The organism is Dactylosporangium sp. NPDC050588, assembly GCF_040654975.1.
Lineage (GTDB): Bacteria > Actinomycetota > Actinomycetes > Mycobacteriales > Micromonosporaceae > Dactylosporangium > Dactylosporangium maewongense.
The window spans coordinates 1-13,436 of the sequence record NZ_JBFAJA010000053.1 but is presented as its reverse complement, the minus strand read 5'-3'; the positions used below and the strand labels follow the sequence as shown (position 1 = coordinate 13,436).

Sequence of the window (13,436 nt, the reverse complement as noted above, 5' to 3'; positions counted from 1 at the left end):
GACGCCCAGCCCAACTCGCCTGCTGGCCCTCGCTCCGGCCCACCTCCGGCTGCCCAGCCCGATCTGCCCGCCGACGCCCATCCCGGCGGCCCGCCATCCGACGCCCAGCCCAACTCGCCCGCTGGCCCTCGATCCGGCCCGCCTTCTGTTGCCCAGCCCGATCTGCCCGCTGACGCCGATCCCGGCCCGGCGCCTGACTCCCGGCCCGCCGACCCCCACTCCGGCCTGCCCGCCGACGCCCGGACCGGCACGGCTTCCGACGCCCAGCCCGGCTCGCCCGCTGGCCCACGCTCCAGCCCACCTCCAGCTGCCCAGCCCGACCTGCCCGCCGACGCCCGGACCGGCTCGGCTTCGGACCCCCAGCCCAGCTCGCCTGCCGATCTCCTTCCGAGCTCGCCTGCTGACCTCCGCCCCGGGCCGGCCTCTGAACCGCTTCCCGAACCGTCATCTGATCCTGGTCCCGGCCCCGCTTCTGACCTCCGCCCCGGTTCGCCGGCTGATCCCCGGCCGGGGTCGCCCGCTGGTGGCCTTCCTGGCGAGTCTTCTGATCAGCGGCGTGACCTCCCCCATCTCGATGCGCAGGAGGGCCGATGACTGACGCCCGCGCCGACGTGCTGGCCCGTATCCGGGCCGCGCTCGGGTCCGACCCGGCCGTGCCCGCCGTGCCACGGGACTACCGGCGCGCGGGGGCGGTGCCGACGGACTCCCCCGAGCTGCTGTCCCTGCTCGCCGACCGCCTGACCGACTACAAAGCCACGGTCGTCCCCACCACCCCCGCCACGCTCGAGACCGACCTGCGGGCCGCCCTGGACGCCACCATGCCTCCCGGCGGCCGGCTGATCGTGCCGCCGGCCCTGCCGTTCGAGCTCCCCGGCGCCCACGTCGACGACGGCACCCTCACCCCCGCCGACCTGGACACCTTCGCCGGCGTCGCCACCGCCTGCGCCGCCGCGTGCGCCGAGACCGGGACGATCGCCCTCGACGGCAGCCCCGACCAGGGCCGCCGCGCGATCACCCTCGTCCCCGACCGCCACTTCTGCGTGGTCCGCGCCGACCAGGTCGTCCGCACCGTCCCCGACCTGCTCGCCCGCCTCACCCCGACCCGCCCCCTGACCCTCATCAGCGGCCCCTCCGCCACCAGCGACATCGAACTCAACCGCGTCGAAGGCGTCCATGGCCCCCGCACCCTGGTCGTCCTCCTCGTCCACTAGCACCCCCGCCGCGCCCAGAGCCACCCCCGACCCAGCCGAAGCAACTTCCGGTGCGGGGAAAGCCACCCCCGACCCAGCCGAAGCAACTTCCGGTGCGGGCGAAGCCATCCCCGGCCCAGCTGAAGCTCCTCCACAAACTGCGTCGACCGGGGCGGCCCTCGGTGGAAGTGCGTCGAGCACGAGATCGATCGGGAAGAGTGCCAGCTGGACCGCCGCGACCCGCGCGCGGGCGGCCGGTCGGCGCGATCGTCGGTGAAGACACGCGACGTGCGGGACCACAACAGCCGGCCGGGCAGGGGACCAGTCAGCAGGCCCGGCAGCACGCGAAACCACAGCAGTGGGCCGGGCAGTAGGCGGAGCCACGGCAGCAGGCCCGTCAGCGGGCTGGGCTGCGAACCGAGCTGCGGTGTGTGGCCTGTCGGACGGTGGCGGGCGGAGGCGGGCCAGCTTCAAGGCGTGGCGGGCGGCGAGTCCGTGCGTGCGCGCCTCGGCGAACTCGGCCCTGGCCCGCCGGCGTTCCTCGCGGCGGCGGGCGTGCTGGCCAGCCACCAGATCAGATCGACACATCTCAGACAATGGCAGAGCGAACATGCGCCGCCTCCCCCGATTGGCGCTGCCCCACCATTCTCCCTCCCGCGCAACGCCGAATCCAGTCGCGTCACGCTGTGCGAGGGAGCCTGTACACGCCGGATCAGTACCGGCGAGGGGGTGTGAGGGTCAGGCGGTGCTGGATACGGTCGAACTGGTGCGGGGACAGCTGGGCGGTCGTGGCGAACTCGGAGAGGCTGGTGAAGCCGCCGCGGCGGTGGCGTTCGGAGAGGACGTACGCGACGCGGGCGGCGTCGAAGCCGTCGAGGGTGGCGAGCAGCGTGGCGTCGGCGGTGTTGACGTCGACAGAAGCGGCGGTCGGCGTCCAGGGTGTCGGGGCGGGCCACGGGGTGGTGGAGGTCGACGGGATCGGGTCGACCGTGAACTGCTGCGACGTGAACCCGCCGGACTGGGCCGGAAAGCCGGCCGACGGCGTGGCCTGCGGACCGAAGCCGGCGGGCGGCGTCGCCTGCGCGGGGAAACCGGCCGCCGGCGTCGCGTACGGATTGAACCCGGCGGACGGGGTCGCCTGGGCAGGGAAACCGGCCGGCGGCACGGAATACGGCACCGCGGACGCCGGACCCACCGGCGAGCCGAACGCCGCAGGCGAACCGAAGGCGGCCGGAGACCCGAACGCCGCGGGCGACCCGAACGCGGCCGGGGAGCCGACGGCCGCGGGAGAGCCGAACGCCGCCACGGCGCGGCGCTGCTCCAGCCAGCGGAGCCAGTACACGTTGAGCACGAACGAGTGCACGACGCACACCACCCACAGCACGAGCCACAGCGCCGCGAAGCCGCCGCCGCTGGAAGGATCGTCCGGCATCGTGGCCTTCTCGGACAGGACGACCATGGCCGTGCCGATGAGGAGGTACCCGACGCCGCAGCCCCACCACGCCGGCTTCCGTGCGCGCAGACCGACGAGGACCAGGCCCGCGCCGCTGAAGCAGCCGAACCCCAGGATCGAGATGAGGACCCACCAGCTCTGCAGGAGCTTCCAGCCGAAACTCGGGCGGGCGGCGGGTGCCGGATACATCAGGTCCTCCTGTCAGTCCGGGCGGCCATTGCATCGACGCTGGTCGCCCCGCGAACACTAACAGCGGCCGGCCCAGGCCGTTGCCCACAGCACCGTCCGCCAGAACGACGATCGCAGCGCAGACCGTGGCGCTCAGCGGGAAGCACGAACACACCCGCGTCGGCCAGCGCCGCCAGGACACGTCGGCGAACACGGCGACGGCGCCGCGCCGTACATGAGCAAACACGGCGACGAAGACAGCACCGCCCGTCAGAGCAACGATCACAGCGCCCGTGACCAGCAGCCCACCGACGATCGTGGCTACGCACGACCCGCACCCCGACCGCCCGCCGCACGGCCCGACCCAATGATCATCGCCAACGAAGACCACGGCCCTGTCGAGCTGAACCGGTGGCTCACCGACGACCGCTGACCAGGGTCAGGACGCACCCGACCAGGCCCACGCCGACGTCCACAGCGCGACGGTGAAGGCCGCGCCGACCAGGACAGGAGCGCGGCGCTGGCCCGGACGCACGGCAGACAGCGCGAACACCCCGGGGCCAGCGCCGCCAGCACACGCCGGCGAACACGGCGACGGCGGCCACACCGTACATGGGCAAACACCGCGACGAAGACAGCACCGCCCGTCAGAGCAACGATCACAGCGCCCGTGACCAGCAGCCCACCGACAATCGTGGCTACGCACGACCCGCACCCCCACCGCCCGCCGCACGGCCCGACCCAATGATCATCGCCAACGAAGACCACTGCCCCGTCGAGCTGAACCGGTGGCTCACCTACGACCGCTAACCGGGGAGGTCAGGACGCACCCGCCCAAGCCCACGCCGACGTCCACAGCGCGGTGGTGAAGGCCGCGCCGACCAGGACCAGCATCGTCCAGGCGCGTAAGCGGAGTGCGCGGCGCAGGCCGGGACGCTCGGCGGGCAGCGCGAACACCCTGGTCGGCCAGTGCCGCCAGGACACGTCGGCGAACACGGCGGCGGCCACGCCGTACAGGAGCAACACCGCGATGAAGGCAGCACTGCCCGTCAGTGTGAGGATCGCGGCGGCCGTGGCCAGCAGGGCGGCGACGATCGGGATGACCTTCCAGCGGTTGCCCTGGGCGAGCAGCGTCAGCAGCTCCTCCAGCTGGTCGTCGCCGAGCCCGGCGCGGGCCAGCTTCGGCTGGACGACCAGCAGGCTGTAGCCCATCGAGCCGCACCACATGGCGGCCAGGCCGAGATGCGCGGTGAGCAGCAACGACAACACCATGCCCGGCAGCGTAACCGCCGGGTACGACAACTTCAGGCGGTGAACTTCCAGTGCCACGGCTCGCGCGGCGTGTTCTCGGTGAAGCCGAAACGGCCGCCGTTGGCCCGCATCCAGGCCTGCGCCCTGGCGTCGAGGTCCAGGTCGACGGCGAGGCCCCAGCCGTGGTCGCTGGTGCCGGGCTTCGCCGCCAGGCCGCCCTGGGAGTAGAGGCCCTTGCGGCGGGCGAGGTCGACCTGCTCGTCATAGCTGCGGTACGAGTCGGTGATCCCGATCTTCACGCCGTCGCGCTGCGCCGCGCGCAGGAGGCTCTCGAGCGCGGCCGCGGCCGGGGCGGCGAGGCGGTGCCCGGTCGAGCCGACCTCGGCGAGCGCCGCGACGGGGATGCGGCCGTTCTCGTAGCGGTCCTGCAACGACGTCGCCGCCGACAACGCGGAGGCGAAGGACGACTCCGGCGCGGCCTGTACGGCAGGAGGAGGCGGGGACAGGGCGGCGAGCTGCGAGCGGATCTCTGCCATCCGGGTGGCGATGCCGGTGATGCCTTCCACACGCACCGCATCGGCACCCGGAGGCGCGACTTTAGTGAGGAAGGACGCCGTAGATGAGCGCGGTCGACCCGGAGCCCTTCGCGTTGATGAAGCCGCCGCACAGGATCGACCCGCCGGTCGCCGGGAACTTGGCCAGGTTGGCCAGGATCTCCAGGCTGATGCGGTGCCGCCGGTACACCAGCAGCGACGCCCTGAAGTCGGGGTCGGTGCCCAGGTCGGGGCCGAACGTGTCGATGCCGGTGCCGCCGTTGCGCCCGATCCGGCCGGTGTCGATGAACCACTGGACCGTCTCGGGTGCGAAGCCCGGCTGGTGCAGGACCCCGTCGGCGTCGAGGTTCGGGAACGCGTCGGTCCCCCACTTGTACTCCCAGCCGGTCCACATGATGATCATCGACTCGGCGGGGATGCGGCCGTGCCGGCGCTCCCACTGCTTCACGTCGTCGACCGTCAGCGCGTAGTCGGCGTTGCGGGCGCACTTGTCCCGCACGTCGATCTTGACCGCGGGCAGAAACAGGTCGTTGGGGTCGAGGTCGTCCGCCAGTGGCTCGCCGGCGTTGAAGTGCCCGGGCGCGCCCCAGTGTGTGCCGGTCGCCTCGCCCTCGCGGACGTACTGCAGGTAGTAGCCCTCGTTCTCGATGGTGGCGATGGTCTCCAGCTCGAACGCCGGGTCGCCGGGGTAGATGTTGGTCGTCGCCGGGTCGTTGACGTGCGACAGGCTGATCAGCCGGGTCTTGCCGGGCTTCAACGCTGGCCCCCCGCTTTCGCCGGCCGACGCGGTGCCGGCCAGTCCCGCGGCGCCGGCGACCGCGCCGCTCGCCGCCGCTGTCAGAAGATGTCGTCGCTGCATGGTCGTTTAGCCCCTCGCGTCCGTGTCCAGGTGCCGACAAGCCACATTGCACCGCCACACCGGCCCGCGCAAGATCTGCCGCTGTACCCGGCGTGGCGGGCCCTTCGACCCAGTGCGACGGACGCGTGTCTGCCTAAATTCAGCCACGGAGGGAACCAACGGGCGGGTCCGATACGACTAATAGACAGACGAGTGGGGGGTTGCGCGTGTCGAAGCGCCAGCGGGACTCGCGCGAATACGCGCGACGGATGCGACTGATCCAGGAGCGGGCGACCGCCAGGCGGGGCAGGATGCGCAAGGCGACGGCCGCGATCGCCGCCGTCCTGGTCGTGTTCGCGGTCATGATCGTCGCCAAGCTCGGCGGCGCCGGCGGCCCCGAGACCAAGCCCACACCGGCCTTTCCCACCGGCGAGGCGGCCGCCGCGATCGTCGCGCAGTTGACGTCCGTGCCGCCCGCGGTCCTCGACCAGGTCGGCGTCGGATCCGCCGAGATCCTGCCGAAGGCGGTCACCGGCCAGCCGGTGCTCACCGAGGGCGGCAAGCCCCTGGTGCTGTATGTCGGCGCCGAGTATTGCCCGTTCTGCGCCGCGCAGCGCTGGCCGGTGGTCGTGGCGCTGTCCAGGTTCGGGACGTTCAGCGGCCTGACGATCACCGCTTCGGCGTCCGACGACGTGTACCCCGACACGCCGACGGTGTCGTTCCACGGCAGCACGTACACCAGCGACGTGCTCACCTTCCAGGGCGTCGAGACCAGCGGCAGGACCCGCAAGGGCGGCTCGTACACGCCGCTGGACCAGCTGACCCCCCAGCAGGCGCAGCTGGTGCAGAAGTTCAACGCCCCGCCCTACGTGGACGCGAAGTCCGCCGGATCGATCCCGTTCGTCGACTACGCCAACCAGGCGATCACCTCCGGCGCGACGTTCAGCCCGGAGCTGCTCGCCGGCATGACCGCCGAGCAGGTGACCAAGGCGCTGTCCGACCCCGGCAGCGAGATCGCGAAGGCGGTCAACGGCAACGCCAACGCGATCACCGCCGTGCTGTGCAAGGTGACCGGCGGCAAACCGGCGAACGTCTGCACCTCCCAGGCCGTGACCGCCTTCCAGGGAAAGGTCTGAGCATGACCGAGACCACCACCGGCCCGCTGGTGCAGCGGTGGGTGCCGCCCGTTTCGCTGGTGCTGTCCGTGCTCGGCCTGGCCGTGTCCGCGTACCTGACGTATGAGCACTTCACGTCGTCGACGACCCTCGCCTGCCCGGACACGGGAGCGCTCAACTGCCTGAAGGTCACCACCAGCGAGCAGTCCGCGGTGTTCGGCATCCCCGTGGCGGTGCTGGGTCTGCTGTACTTCGTCGCCATGCTCGCCCTGTCGGCGCTGTGGCGGACACCCCGACGGGACGTGCGGCTCGCCCGCCTCGCCTGCACCGGCGTCGGCGTGCTGTTCGTCGTCTGGCTCGTCTACGCGGAGCTCTTCACCCTCGACGCGATCTGCCTGTGGTGCACGGCGGTGCACGTCCTGGCGATCGGCCTGTTCGCCGTCACGGCGCTCGGCACGGCGTATGCCGACCCGGCGGATTTAGCGTAGAACCGCGGGAACTTTCCGGTGATCCGGGGCGACTACCCGGTTGACCTTGTCGTTCCTGCCCGAGAGGACAGCCCGCATCATGCGCCTGACCCACGTGGTCCGCGCGGGTGTCGCCGTCGCCGCGGCCGCCGCCGCTGCACTCGCCTTCCCCGCCGCCGCCTCCGCTCACGTCACCGTCAACCCCAACACCGCCACGCAGGGCGGCTACACCAAGGTGACGTTCCGGGTGCCGAACGAGCGCGACGACGCCTCCACCACCAAGCTCGAGATCGCGCTGCCCACCGACAAGCCGATCGCGTCGGTGTCGCTCAAACCGCTCCAGGGCTGGACCGCCGTCGCCGAGACCAGCAAGCTCGCCACCCCGATCAAGACCGACGACGGCGAGCTCACCGACGCCGTCTCCAAAATCACCTGGACCGCGTCGGCCGGCGCGGAGATCAAGCCCCACCAGTTCCAGGAGTTCGACGTCTCCCTCGGCCCCCTGCCGACCACCGACCAGATCGTCTTCAAGGCCCTCCAGACCTACTCCACCGGCGAGATCGTCCGCTGGATCGACGAGCCCGCCGCCAGCGCCGAGGCCGAACACCCCGCCCCCGTCCTCAAGCTCACCAAGAAGACCGACGCTGCGGCATCCGGGGCCTCCGCGGCACCTGCCGCTTCGGTCGCCGCGAAGGACGACGACGGCGACAGCGGCGACGGTACGGCCATCGGCCTGGGCATCGCGGGCCTCGTCGCCGGCCTGGCCGGCCTGGTCGTCGCCGTCCTGGCTCTCCGCCGCTCCCGGACGTCCTGAGGACAGCACCCCCGCTTGATCGAACAGCGGATCCGGTCACCACGACCGGATCCGCTTTTTGATCACCGCAGCCACCGTGACGCTGCGGGTCACGCCGCCCGGCGGCCCCGGCAACGGTTCATCGCCGCCCTTGTCGTCGGCTACAACGACTGTCCTGGCGTGCCTCCTTGCTGGGAACTCGGTGCCACTACGTTCAAAGGCTCAGGCATGAGGCGAACGTACGGAACGCCGCCATCGACGCGCCAGCACGGATCCGGACCGCGGAGCGGTTGGCTGCCAGTCACCCGGTTGCCACCGACTCCGCAAGGAGGGCTCGAACAGCGGCCTCGAGTTCGGTGCGGGTGACTTTGCGGCGAGCGACGGCTGCCACGTTGCCGGCCCGGTCAAGGATGACGGTGTTCGGGAGCGTGCGGGGCGAGATCGCGGGAAAGATCAGCGGAATCTCACCGGCCGGATCGAACAGGCTCGGGTAGGTCAGATGGTAGGCGTCGACAAACTTCCTGGCCTCGTCGCGGTCATCGTTGATGTTCACGCCGAGCATGCGCACGCTGAGGCCGGCCGTGGCGTCGGCGACGGCCTGCAGATCCGGTGCTTCGTCACCGCAGGGCGCACACCAGGACGCCCAGAAGTTGACGACCACGACGTATCCGCGCCATTCGGCGAGACGGAAGGCGCTGGCGTCGAGGAGTTGCCCGGTCAGCGCCGGCGCGGCCTGACGGCTCGCCGGCGGAACTTGGACGATGGCGGTAGCAGAGGGACGCGCTGCGACGTCCCCCGGGCCGGTCGTGGTGGCCGTGTCCTGCAAATACCACGCCGCCGCCAGGCCGACTGCGACGATTGTGCATGCGACAACGCGATGATGTGTGGACACCATGCCCCCTTGGAGGTCGACACACCTCTCGAAATTCGTGTAGACGGTAGCCGATCCCTGCCTCTCATCTGAGCCGCGCCGCCGGAACGCACACCGTCGATCGGCTCCGCGTCCGCATCACGCTCGGTGCAGCGCCGGCAGCCGTACGAATTGGACACCGGCGAACTCGTCCACTGCCCGCCGAAGAACGACTCGTACCGGACGGTGTTCATCCCCTGGTGGCTGGCCGATCTGGTGAGGAGCACATCGTCCGGCCCGGCGCGGCAGGCGGGTCCGAAACTCGTCGACGTCGCACGCCGGCACCGCTCATGGATGACCAGATCGGCCACGAGGACGGTTCGATCCAGTCGCGCTACTCACACACCACGAGGACGCTCATGGCTGGGCGGCGCTCGACGCGGCCAACGTGCGGCGCGCCTTCCGGGCCGTCGCCAGGAAGGCCGGGCTGACGGATCACAGCTGGACGCCGCGTGAGCTACGACACAGCTTCGTGTCGATCGCTTCCGCGCACGGGATGACCCTGGAGCAGATCGCCGACATCGTCGGACACGCGGGGACGAGGGTCACCGAGGCGGTCTAACGCCACCAGCTCCGACCGGTCCTGCTGAACCGGCGTTCGACGTAATTCGGCTGTCCTGGAGGTACTGCGGGGCAGAACCTGCTGGTCAGCGGGCCGGGAGTGGCGGAACAGCCGGAAGCGCCTAGAGACGCGATTCGTTGTTTAAGCCTTCCCTGAAATGGGCGTTCCTTGCATGGTCTAGAGCCGTGTACGTGAAGACGACGAAACGGGAGAACAAGTCCGGCACGGTCCGCTACCTGCACCTGGCCCACAACGAATGGGACCCGGCCACGGGCCGGGCAGTGCCCAAGGTGCTGTTCACCTTCGGCCGCGAGGACCACCTCGACCGCGACGCCGTCAAACGTCTCGTCGCGTCTCTATCGAAACTCCTCGACCCCGGCGACGCACTCGCGGCCACCGCCGCATCCGACCTGGAGTTCGTCTCCTCGGTGCCGTTCGGCGGCACCTACGTACTGGACCACTTGTGGCATAGCCTGCGCATCGACCAGATCGTGGCCCGGGCCGGACAGCCCAAACGCGGCCGGCCCCGGGACATGAGCACTACCGAGCGGGTGCTGTTCGCTCTGGTCGCCAACCGGGCCCTGGCGCCGTCGTCGAAGCTCGCCGCCGCCGACTGGATCACCAACGACACGCACATCGACGGGCTGGCCGAGATCGGCGAACAGTCCTGCTACCGGGCGATGGACTGGCTGCACGAGGTCACCGGCGAGGTGGAGAAGCAGGTCTTCGACGAGGTCGCCACGCTGCTGAACCTTGAAGTGGACCTGCTGTTCTTCGATACCACCAACACCTACTTCGAACTGGAGGAGCCCGACGCGCCTGTCGCCCGCGACGACACCGGCCGCCCGCTACAGCACAGTAAGACCGACAACGACACCGGCAACGAGACCGGCAGCGACGGCAACCATGGTGGGTTCCGCGCCTACGGCAAGTCCAAGGATGCCCGCGACGACCTGCCACAGATCGTCATCGGCATGGCCGTGACCCGCGACGGCATCCCGGTGCGCTGCTGGTGCTGGCCGGGCAACGCCTCCGACCAGACGGTGATCCGGCAGGTCAAGGACGAGATGCGGGACTGGACCCTGTCGAAGATCGTGTGGGTGACCGACCGCGGCTTCTCCTCCGCGGAGAACCGCCGCTACCTACGCCAGGGCGACCACGCCTACATCATCGGCGAGAAGCTGCGCTCCGGATCGCCCGAGGTCAAGGCTGCCCTGTCCCGGCAGGGCCGCTACACCGAGATCGCCGAGAACATGCGCGTCAAGGAAGTCCGCATCAGCGACACCGACCGGTTCGTCATCTGCCACAACCCCGAAGCCGCGCAACGCGACCAGCACATGCGTGAGCAACTCGTCACCCACCTGCAGGAACTGATCGCCGACACCGACCAGCTCAGCGAGTTCAAACGCGGCGAACTGCGCGGGAAGATCGCCGGCAAGCCCGGACTGAACCGCTACCTGCGAGCCACCCCCGCCGGGAAGCTCCGCATCGACCACGCCAGGATCAAGGCGGAGGAGAACCTCGACGGCAAGTACCTCCTGCGCTGCTCCGACCCCCACCTCAGCGCCGAGGACATCGCCCTGGGCTACAAGCAACTCCTCGAGGTCGAACGCGGCTGGCGCGACATGAAAACAGATCATCGACCTCCGACCGGTTTACCACCGGCTCGAAGCACGCATCCGCGCCCACGTCGTGCTGTGCTGGCTCGCCCTGCTGCTCGTCCGCATCATCGAAACCCGCACCGGCACAACCTGGCCCCAAGCCCGCCGCGAACTCCAACGCCTCCCCACCGGAACGTTCACCGGCCCCACCGGCACGTTCCAGCAGGTCACCACCCTCACCAAGACCCAGCGAGACCTCCTCGCCAAGCTCGGCATCCCCCTGTCGACGGCGGCCTGAGACTGGATCTGGATCTGATCCGCCGTTGACACCCCCACCCCAAGCAGATCCTCGACCTTCAACCCGCACCCCGCTGACCAGCCGGAACGCCACCGCCTAGAGAAACGCCCTCCAGGCGGCCCAACCATGTCCGCCCAGGTCAGCGCCCAGATCCGACTCTCCCGGCCACCGAATTACGTCGAACCCGGGCTGAACGGCGCCGAGGTCATGAACCAAATGTTCGGCTTGCCTGGTGGGACGGCCGCAGCGCCGTAGACCCCTGGACAGCCACAGTGGTGGCGAGGTATTGAAACCAGATGAATAAGGCTGACAGCCAGCCACCCTCCCGTACCGTCGGCACGGTTGCTGCAATATCCGTCGCCGTCGCGCTGGCGGTGACGTCACGCCACTGGCTGCCTGGATATCCCGACTGGCAGAAAGCTCCGGCAGCCTTACTGGTCAGCGTCGCCGTGGGCCGGATCGCTCAACGCATCGCCCTTCGATTGAAAGACCGATGACGGTGACGGCGTCGGGGCGCCTCCGGGCCGCTGCCGCGCCGTAGCCCCCCTGTTAGGGCCCCTGCATGCGAAAGGCCCGTTCTCGATCTCCGAGAACGGGCCCTTTGCTGGTGGGCGATACTGGGTTTGAACCAGTGACCTCTTCCGTGTCAACAAGGTCAACATCGTCGATCTACCTCGCGCTGATCCTGTTTGCGCTGCTCAGCGCGTTGGTGCCTGTAGGTCTCCGTAGGCGTCCTGAGGGTCAATTCGCAAGATCGTCTCCCAGATTTCTCCCACTGGCGGCGTCGCGCAACCCGTCTTGGCGGTTGCTCCGCAACATACGTCCGACCCGGAGAGGCTTCCCGTTGCGCAGGCTCCGCCCGGACATGCTGTGCCGGTGGGGCGCCATGACGTACGGACCGGAATGCTGCCCTCGGCCGCTGGCGCCCTGCCGGTGCGGCATGGCAGCCCTCGGTGCGCAACGGGAGGGCTCGGAGCCCACCGAGGGCTTCCCGGCCCGCCGCAGTCCAGGGCGCGCAGCCCTGGCCGCCGGAGGCACGCTCCGGGTCGGAGGGCCGGAGGCCCTGCCCGCCGGAGGCGATCGCATGGTCGTCCACCGGGTCGCCCAGATATGGACGATCGGGCGACGTCCAAGCCGGATTGCTAGCCGAATGTCCGCTAGGATTACGAATTCCCACAGGGCCCACCCGCAGGAGGCAGCCTGATGCGGACAGATCTGGCTGGCCTTTTGCTCGAAGAAGGCGGTTTTCTGGGCACCTTTAGTACCGTCGCGCAGGCTGCTGGCTCGGTCGTGACAGCGCTAGCCTTAATCGTCGGCGGCACATGGGCATACTTCAAATTTGCAAAGGGGCGTACCTTCCAGCCGCGTCTCCAAGTGACGCTGACGGGCCAGTGGATCCGCGTCGCCGGGAAAGATGTGCTACAAGTAAACGCCACAGCAACTAATATCGGCTCCTCCATGATCGCGATCAGGCAGCAGGGTACCGGCTTGATGGTCAACCGACTATCGGCTGAGCAGCCCGATCCTCCGGCGTCGGTCGAATGGGAGCGAATCGGCGGGGTCCACGAACTCTTCGCTGATCACAGTTGGATCGAACCGAGCGAATCGGTAACGGATGAGCTGCTTCTGAGTCTCGGGTTGGCAACTCCCACAACGGTCCGAATTGTTAGCCGAGTGGTGTGTGAGCGTCGCCGTAAGAAGAACGTTGTCATATTTGCGCGAAAGATTGTCCACGCAGAGGCGTCCTAGGCATTGATCGCGCTGCGACGAAGGAGCGACTGATGGCGAAATACACGAACCAACAAGAGGAAGACCCGCGAGAGACGCAGGCTTGGGAGGAGCTGAAGCGGGCGCGCGAGGCCGAGGAACGCAAGGCCCGCGAAGAAGAAGAGCGCCGGCGCAACGAGCAGCGGGATCGCTGATCGACCCTGTTCAGTCGGCCGTACTATCGCGCTACGCCCCGGGATCTCGCCTGGAGATTTCCGGGGCTTCGGCGTGCCCAGCGGAAACTTCCGCGCGGCCGGGGCCGCCGCGCCGGGAGCGAAGCGGCAAGGCGCGGCGTGTCCCGAGCAGCGCGAGCGGCCCGCCAGGGCCGCCTTGAAGACGTATGGAAAGTTCTCACCCTTACGGCCAGACGCGGCTGTCGTACTCCGCTTGATCCGTTACAGGTTGACTTCACTTGATGGGTGACACTCCGCCGAGTGCTGGTGGAGTTGACCATGACGGAACAGCGGTA

Annotated in this window: 12 protein-coding genes and 1 pseudogene; 8 read left to right on the top strand and 5 right to left on the bottom strand. The window is 69.4% G+C overall.

Translation table 11 applies throughout. From position 1 onward, the window contains the following. Positions 1–590: 590 nt before the first annotated feature. Complete coding sequence (locus AB0I21_RS32680) at positions 591–1,211, top strand: LUD domain-containing protein (RefSeq protein ID WP_360566957.1); 621 nt, start codon at positions 591–593, stop codon at positions 1,209–1,211. A gap of 691 nt (positions 1,212–1,902) precedes the next feature. Here the strand turns inward: AB0I21_RS32680 and AB0I21_RS32675 are convergent. From AB0I21_RS32675 to AB0I21_RS32660, 4 genes are all read right to left on the bottom strand, one after another. After that, positions 1,903–2,832 (bottom strand): helix-hairpin-helix domain-containing protein, encoded by a 930-nt coding sequence (locus AB0I21_RS32675; protein WP_360566955.1) that lies wholly within the window; start codon positions 2,830–2,832, stop codon positions 1,903–1,905. Between the two features lie 798 nt (positions 2,833–3,630). Next, positions 3,631–4,083, bottom strand: a complete 453-nt coding sequence (locus AB0I21_RS32670) for a hypothetical protein (RefSeq protein WP_360566953.1) — start codon at positions 4,081–4,083, stop codon at positions 3,631–3,633. 32 nt (positions 4,084–4,115) lie between these two features. Then, positions 4,116–4,634 (bottom strand): M15 family metallopeptidase, encoded by a 519-nt coding sequence (locus tag AB0I21_RS32665; protein ID WP_360566951.1) that lies wholly within the window; start codon positions 4,632–4,634, stop codon positions 4,116–4,118. Between the two features lie 25 nt (positions 4,635–4,659). After that, positions 4,660–5,475 (bottom strand): cyclase family protein, encoded by an 816-nt coding sequence (locus tag AB0I21_RS32660; RefSeq protein WP_360566949.1) that lies wholly within the window; start codon positions 5,473–5,475, stop codon positions 4,660–4,662. 248 nt (positions 5,476–5,723) lie between these two features. Between AB0I21_RS32660 and AB0I21_RS32655 the strand changes: the two genes are divergently transcribed. The 3 genes from AB0I21_RS32655 to AB0I21_RS32645 all read left to right on the top strand — a co-directional run bounded on the left by AB0I21_RS32655 (position 5,724) and on the right by AB0I21_RS32645 (position 7,850). Further along, positions 5,724–6,590, top strand: coding sequence for a DUF929 family protein (locus tag AB0I21_RS32655; RefSeq protein ID WP_360566948.1), 867 nt, complete (start codon positions 5,724–5,726; stop codon positions 6,588–6,590). Positions 6,591–6,592: 2 nt separating this feature from the next. Beyond that, positions 6,593–7,057, top strand: a complete 465-nt coding sequence (locus tag AB0I21_RS32650; protein ID WP_360566946.1) for a vitamin K epoxide reductase family protein — start codon at positions 6,593–6,595, stop codon at positions 7,055–7,057. Between the two features lie 79 nt (positions 7,058–7,136). After that, positions 7,137–7,850, top strand: a complete 714-nt coding sequence (locus tag AB0I21_RS32645; RefSeq protein ID WP_360566945.1) for a YcnI family protein — start codon at positions 7,137–7,139, stop codon at positions 7,848–7,850. Positions 7,851–8,130: 280 nt separating this feature from the next. On the opposite strand, the gene AB0I21_RS32640 is transcribed toward AB0I21_RS32645, so the two are convergent. Continuing rightward, positions 8,131–8,724 carry a TlpA disulfide reductase family protein gene (locus AB0I21_RS32640; RefSeq protein WP_360566943.1) on the bottom strand — a complete coding sequence of 198 codons (594 nt, stop codon included), beginning with the start codon at positions 8,722–8,724 and terminating at the stop codon, positions 8,131–8,133. A gap of 385 nt (positions 8,725–9,109) precedes the next feature. Between AB0I21_RS32640 and AB0I21_RS32635 the strand changes: the two are divergent. The 4 genes and pseudogenes from AB0I21_RS32635 to AB0I21_RS32620 form a co-directional block, all read left to right on the top strand. Then, positions 9,110–9,298: pseudogene (locus AB0I21_RS32635) on the top strand (tyrosine-type recombinase/integrase); the annotation flags it as partial. A gap of 188 nt (positions 9,299–9,486) precedes the next feature. Next, positions 9,487–11,229, top strand: a complete 1,743-nt coding sequence (locus tag AB0I21_RS32630) for an IS1634 family transposase (RefSeq protein WP_360566941.1) — start codon at positions 9,487–9,489, stop codon at positions 11,227–11,229. Positions 11,230–12,403: 1,174 nt separating this feature from the next. Next, a complete protein-coding gene (locus AB0I21_RS32625) occupies positions 12,404–12,949 on the top strand; it encodes a hypothetical protein (protein WP_360566939.1) in 546 nt (181 codons plus the stop codon). A gap of 32 nt (positions 12,950–12,981) precedes the next feature. Then, positions 12,982–13,122, top strand: a complete 141-nt coding sequence (locus AB0I21_RS32620) for a hypothetical protein (RefSeq protein WP_360566937.1) — start codon at positions 12,982–12,984, stop codon at positions 13,120–13,122. Positions 13,123–13,436 lie beyond the last annotated feature (314 nt).

Bases quoted from the DNA above. Each gene is read 5' to 3' on its own strand.
- AB0I21_RS32680 (WP_360566957.1), top strand. From the start codon at position 591: ATGACTGACGCCCGCGCCGACGTGCTGGCCCGTATCCGGGCCGCGCTC.
- AB0I21_RS32675 (WP_360566955.1), bottom strand. From the start codon at position 2,832: ATGTATCCGGCACCCGCCGCCCGCCCGAGTTTCGGCTGGAAGCTCCTG.
- AB0I21_RS32670 (WP_360566953.1), bottom strand. From the start codon at position 4,083: ATGGTGTTGTCGTTGCTGCTCACCGCGCATCTCGGCCTGGCCGCCATG.
- AB0I21_RS32660 (WP_360566949.1), bottom strand. From the start codon at position 5,475: ATGCAGCGACGACATCTTCTGACAGCGGCGGCGAGCGGCGCGGTCGCC.
- AB0I21_RS32655 (WP_360566948.1), top strand. From the start codon at position 5,724: ATGCGACTGATCCAGGAGCGGGCGACCGCCAGGCGGGGCAGGATGCGC.
- AB0I21_RS32650 (WP_360566946.1), top strand. From the start codon at position 6,593: ATGACCGAGACCACCACCGGCCCGCTGGTGCAGCGGTGGGTGCCGCCC.
- AB0I21_RS32645 (WP_360566945.1), top strand. From the start codon at position 7,137: ATGCGCCTGACCCACGTGGTCCGCGCGGGTGTCGCCGTCGCCGCGGCC.
- AB0I21_RS32640 (WP_360566943.1), bottom strand. From the start codon at position 8,724: ATGGTGTCCACACATCATCGCGTTGTCGCATGCACAATCGTCGCAGTC.
- AB0I21_RS32625 (WP_360566939.1), top strand. From the start codon at position 12,404: ATGCGGACAGATCTGGCTGGCCTTTTGCTCGAAGAAGGCGGTTTTCTG.
- AB0I21_RS32620 (WP_360566937.1), top strand. From the start codon at position 12,982: ATGGCGAAATACACGAACCAACAAGAGGAAGACCCGCGAGAGACGCAG.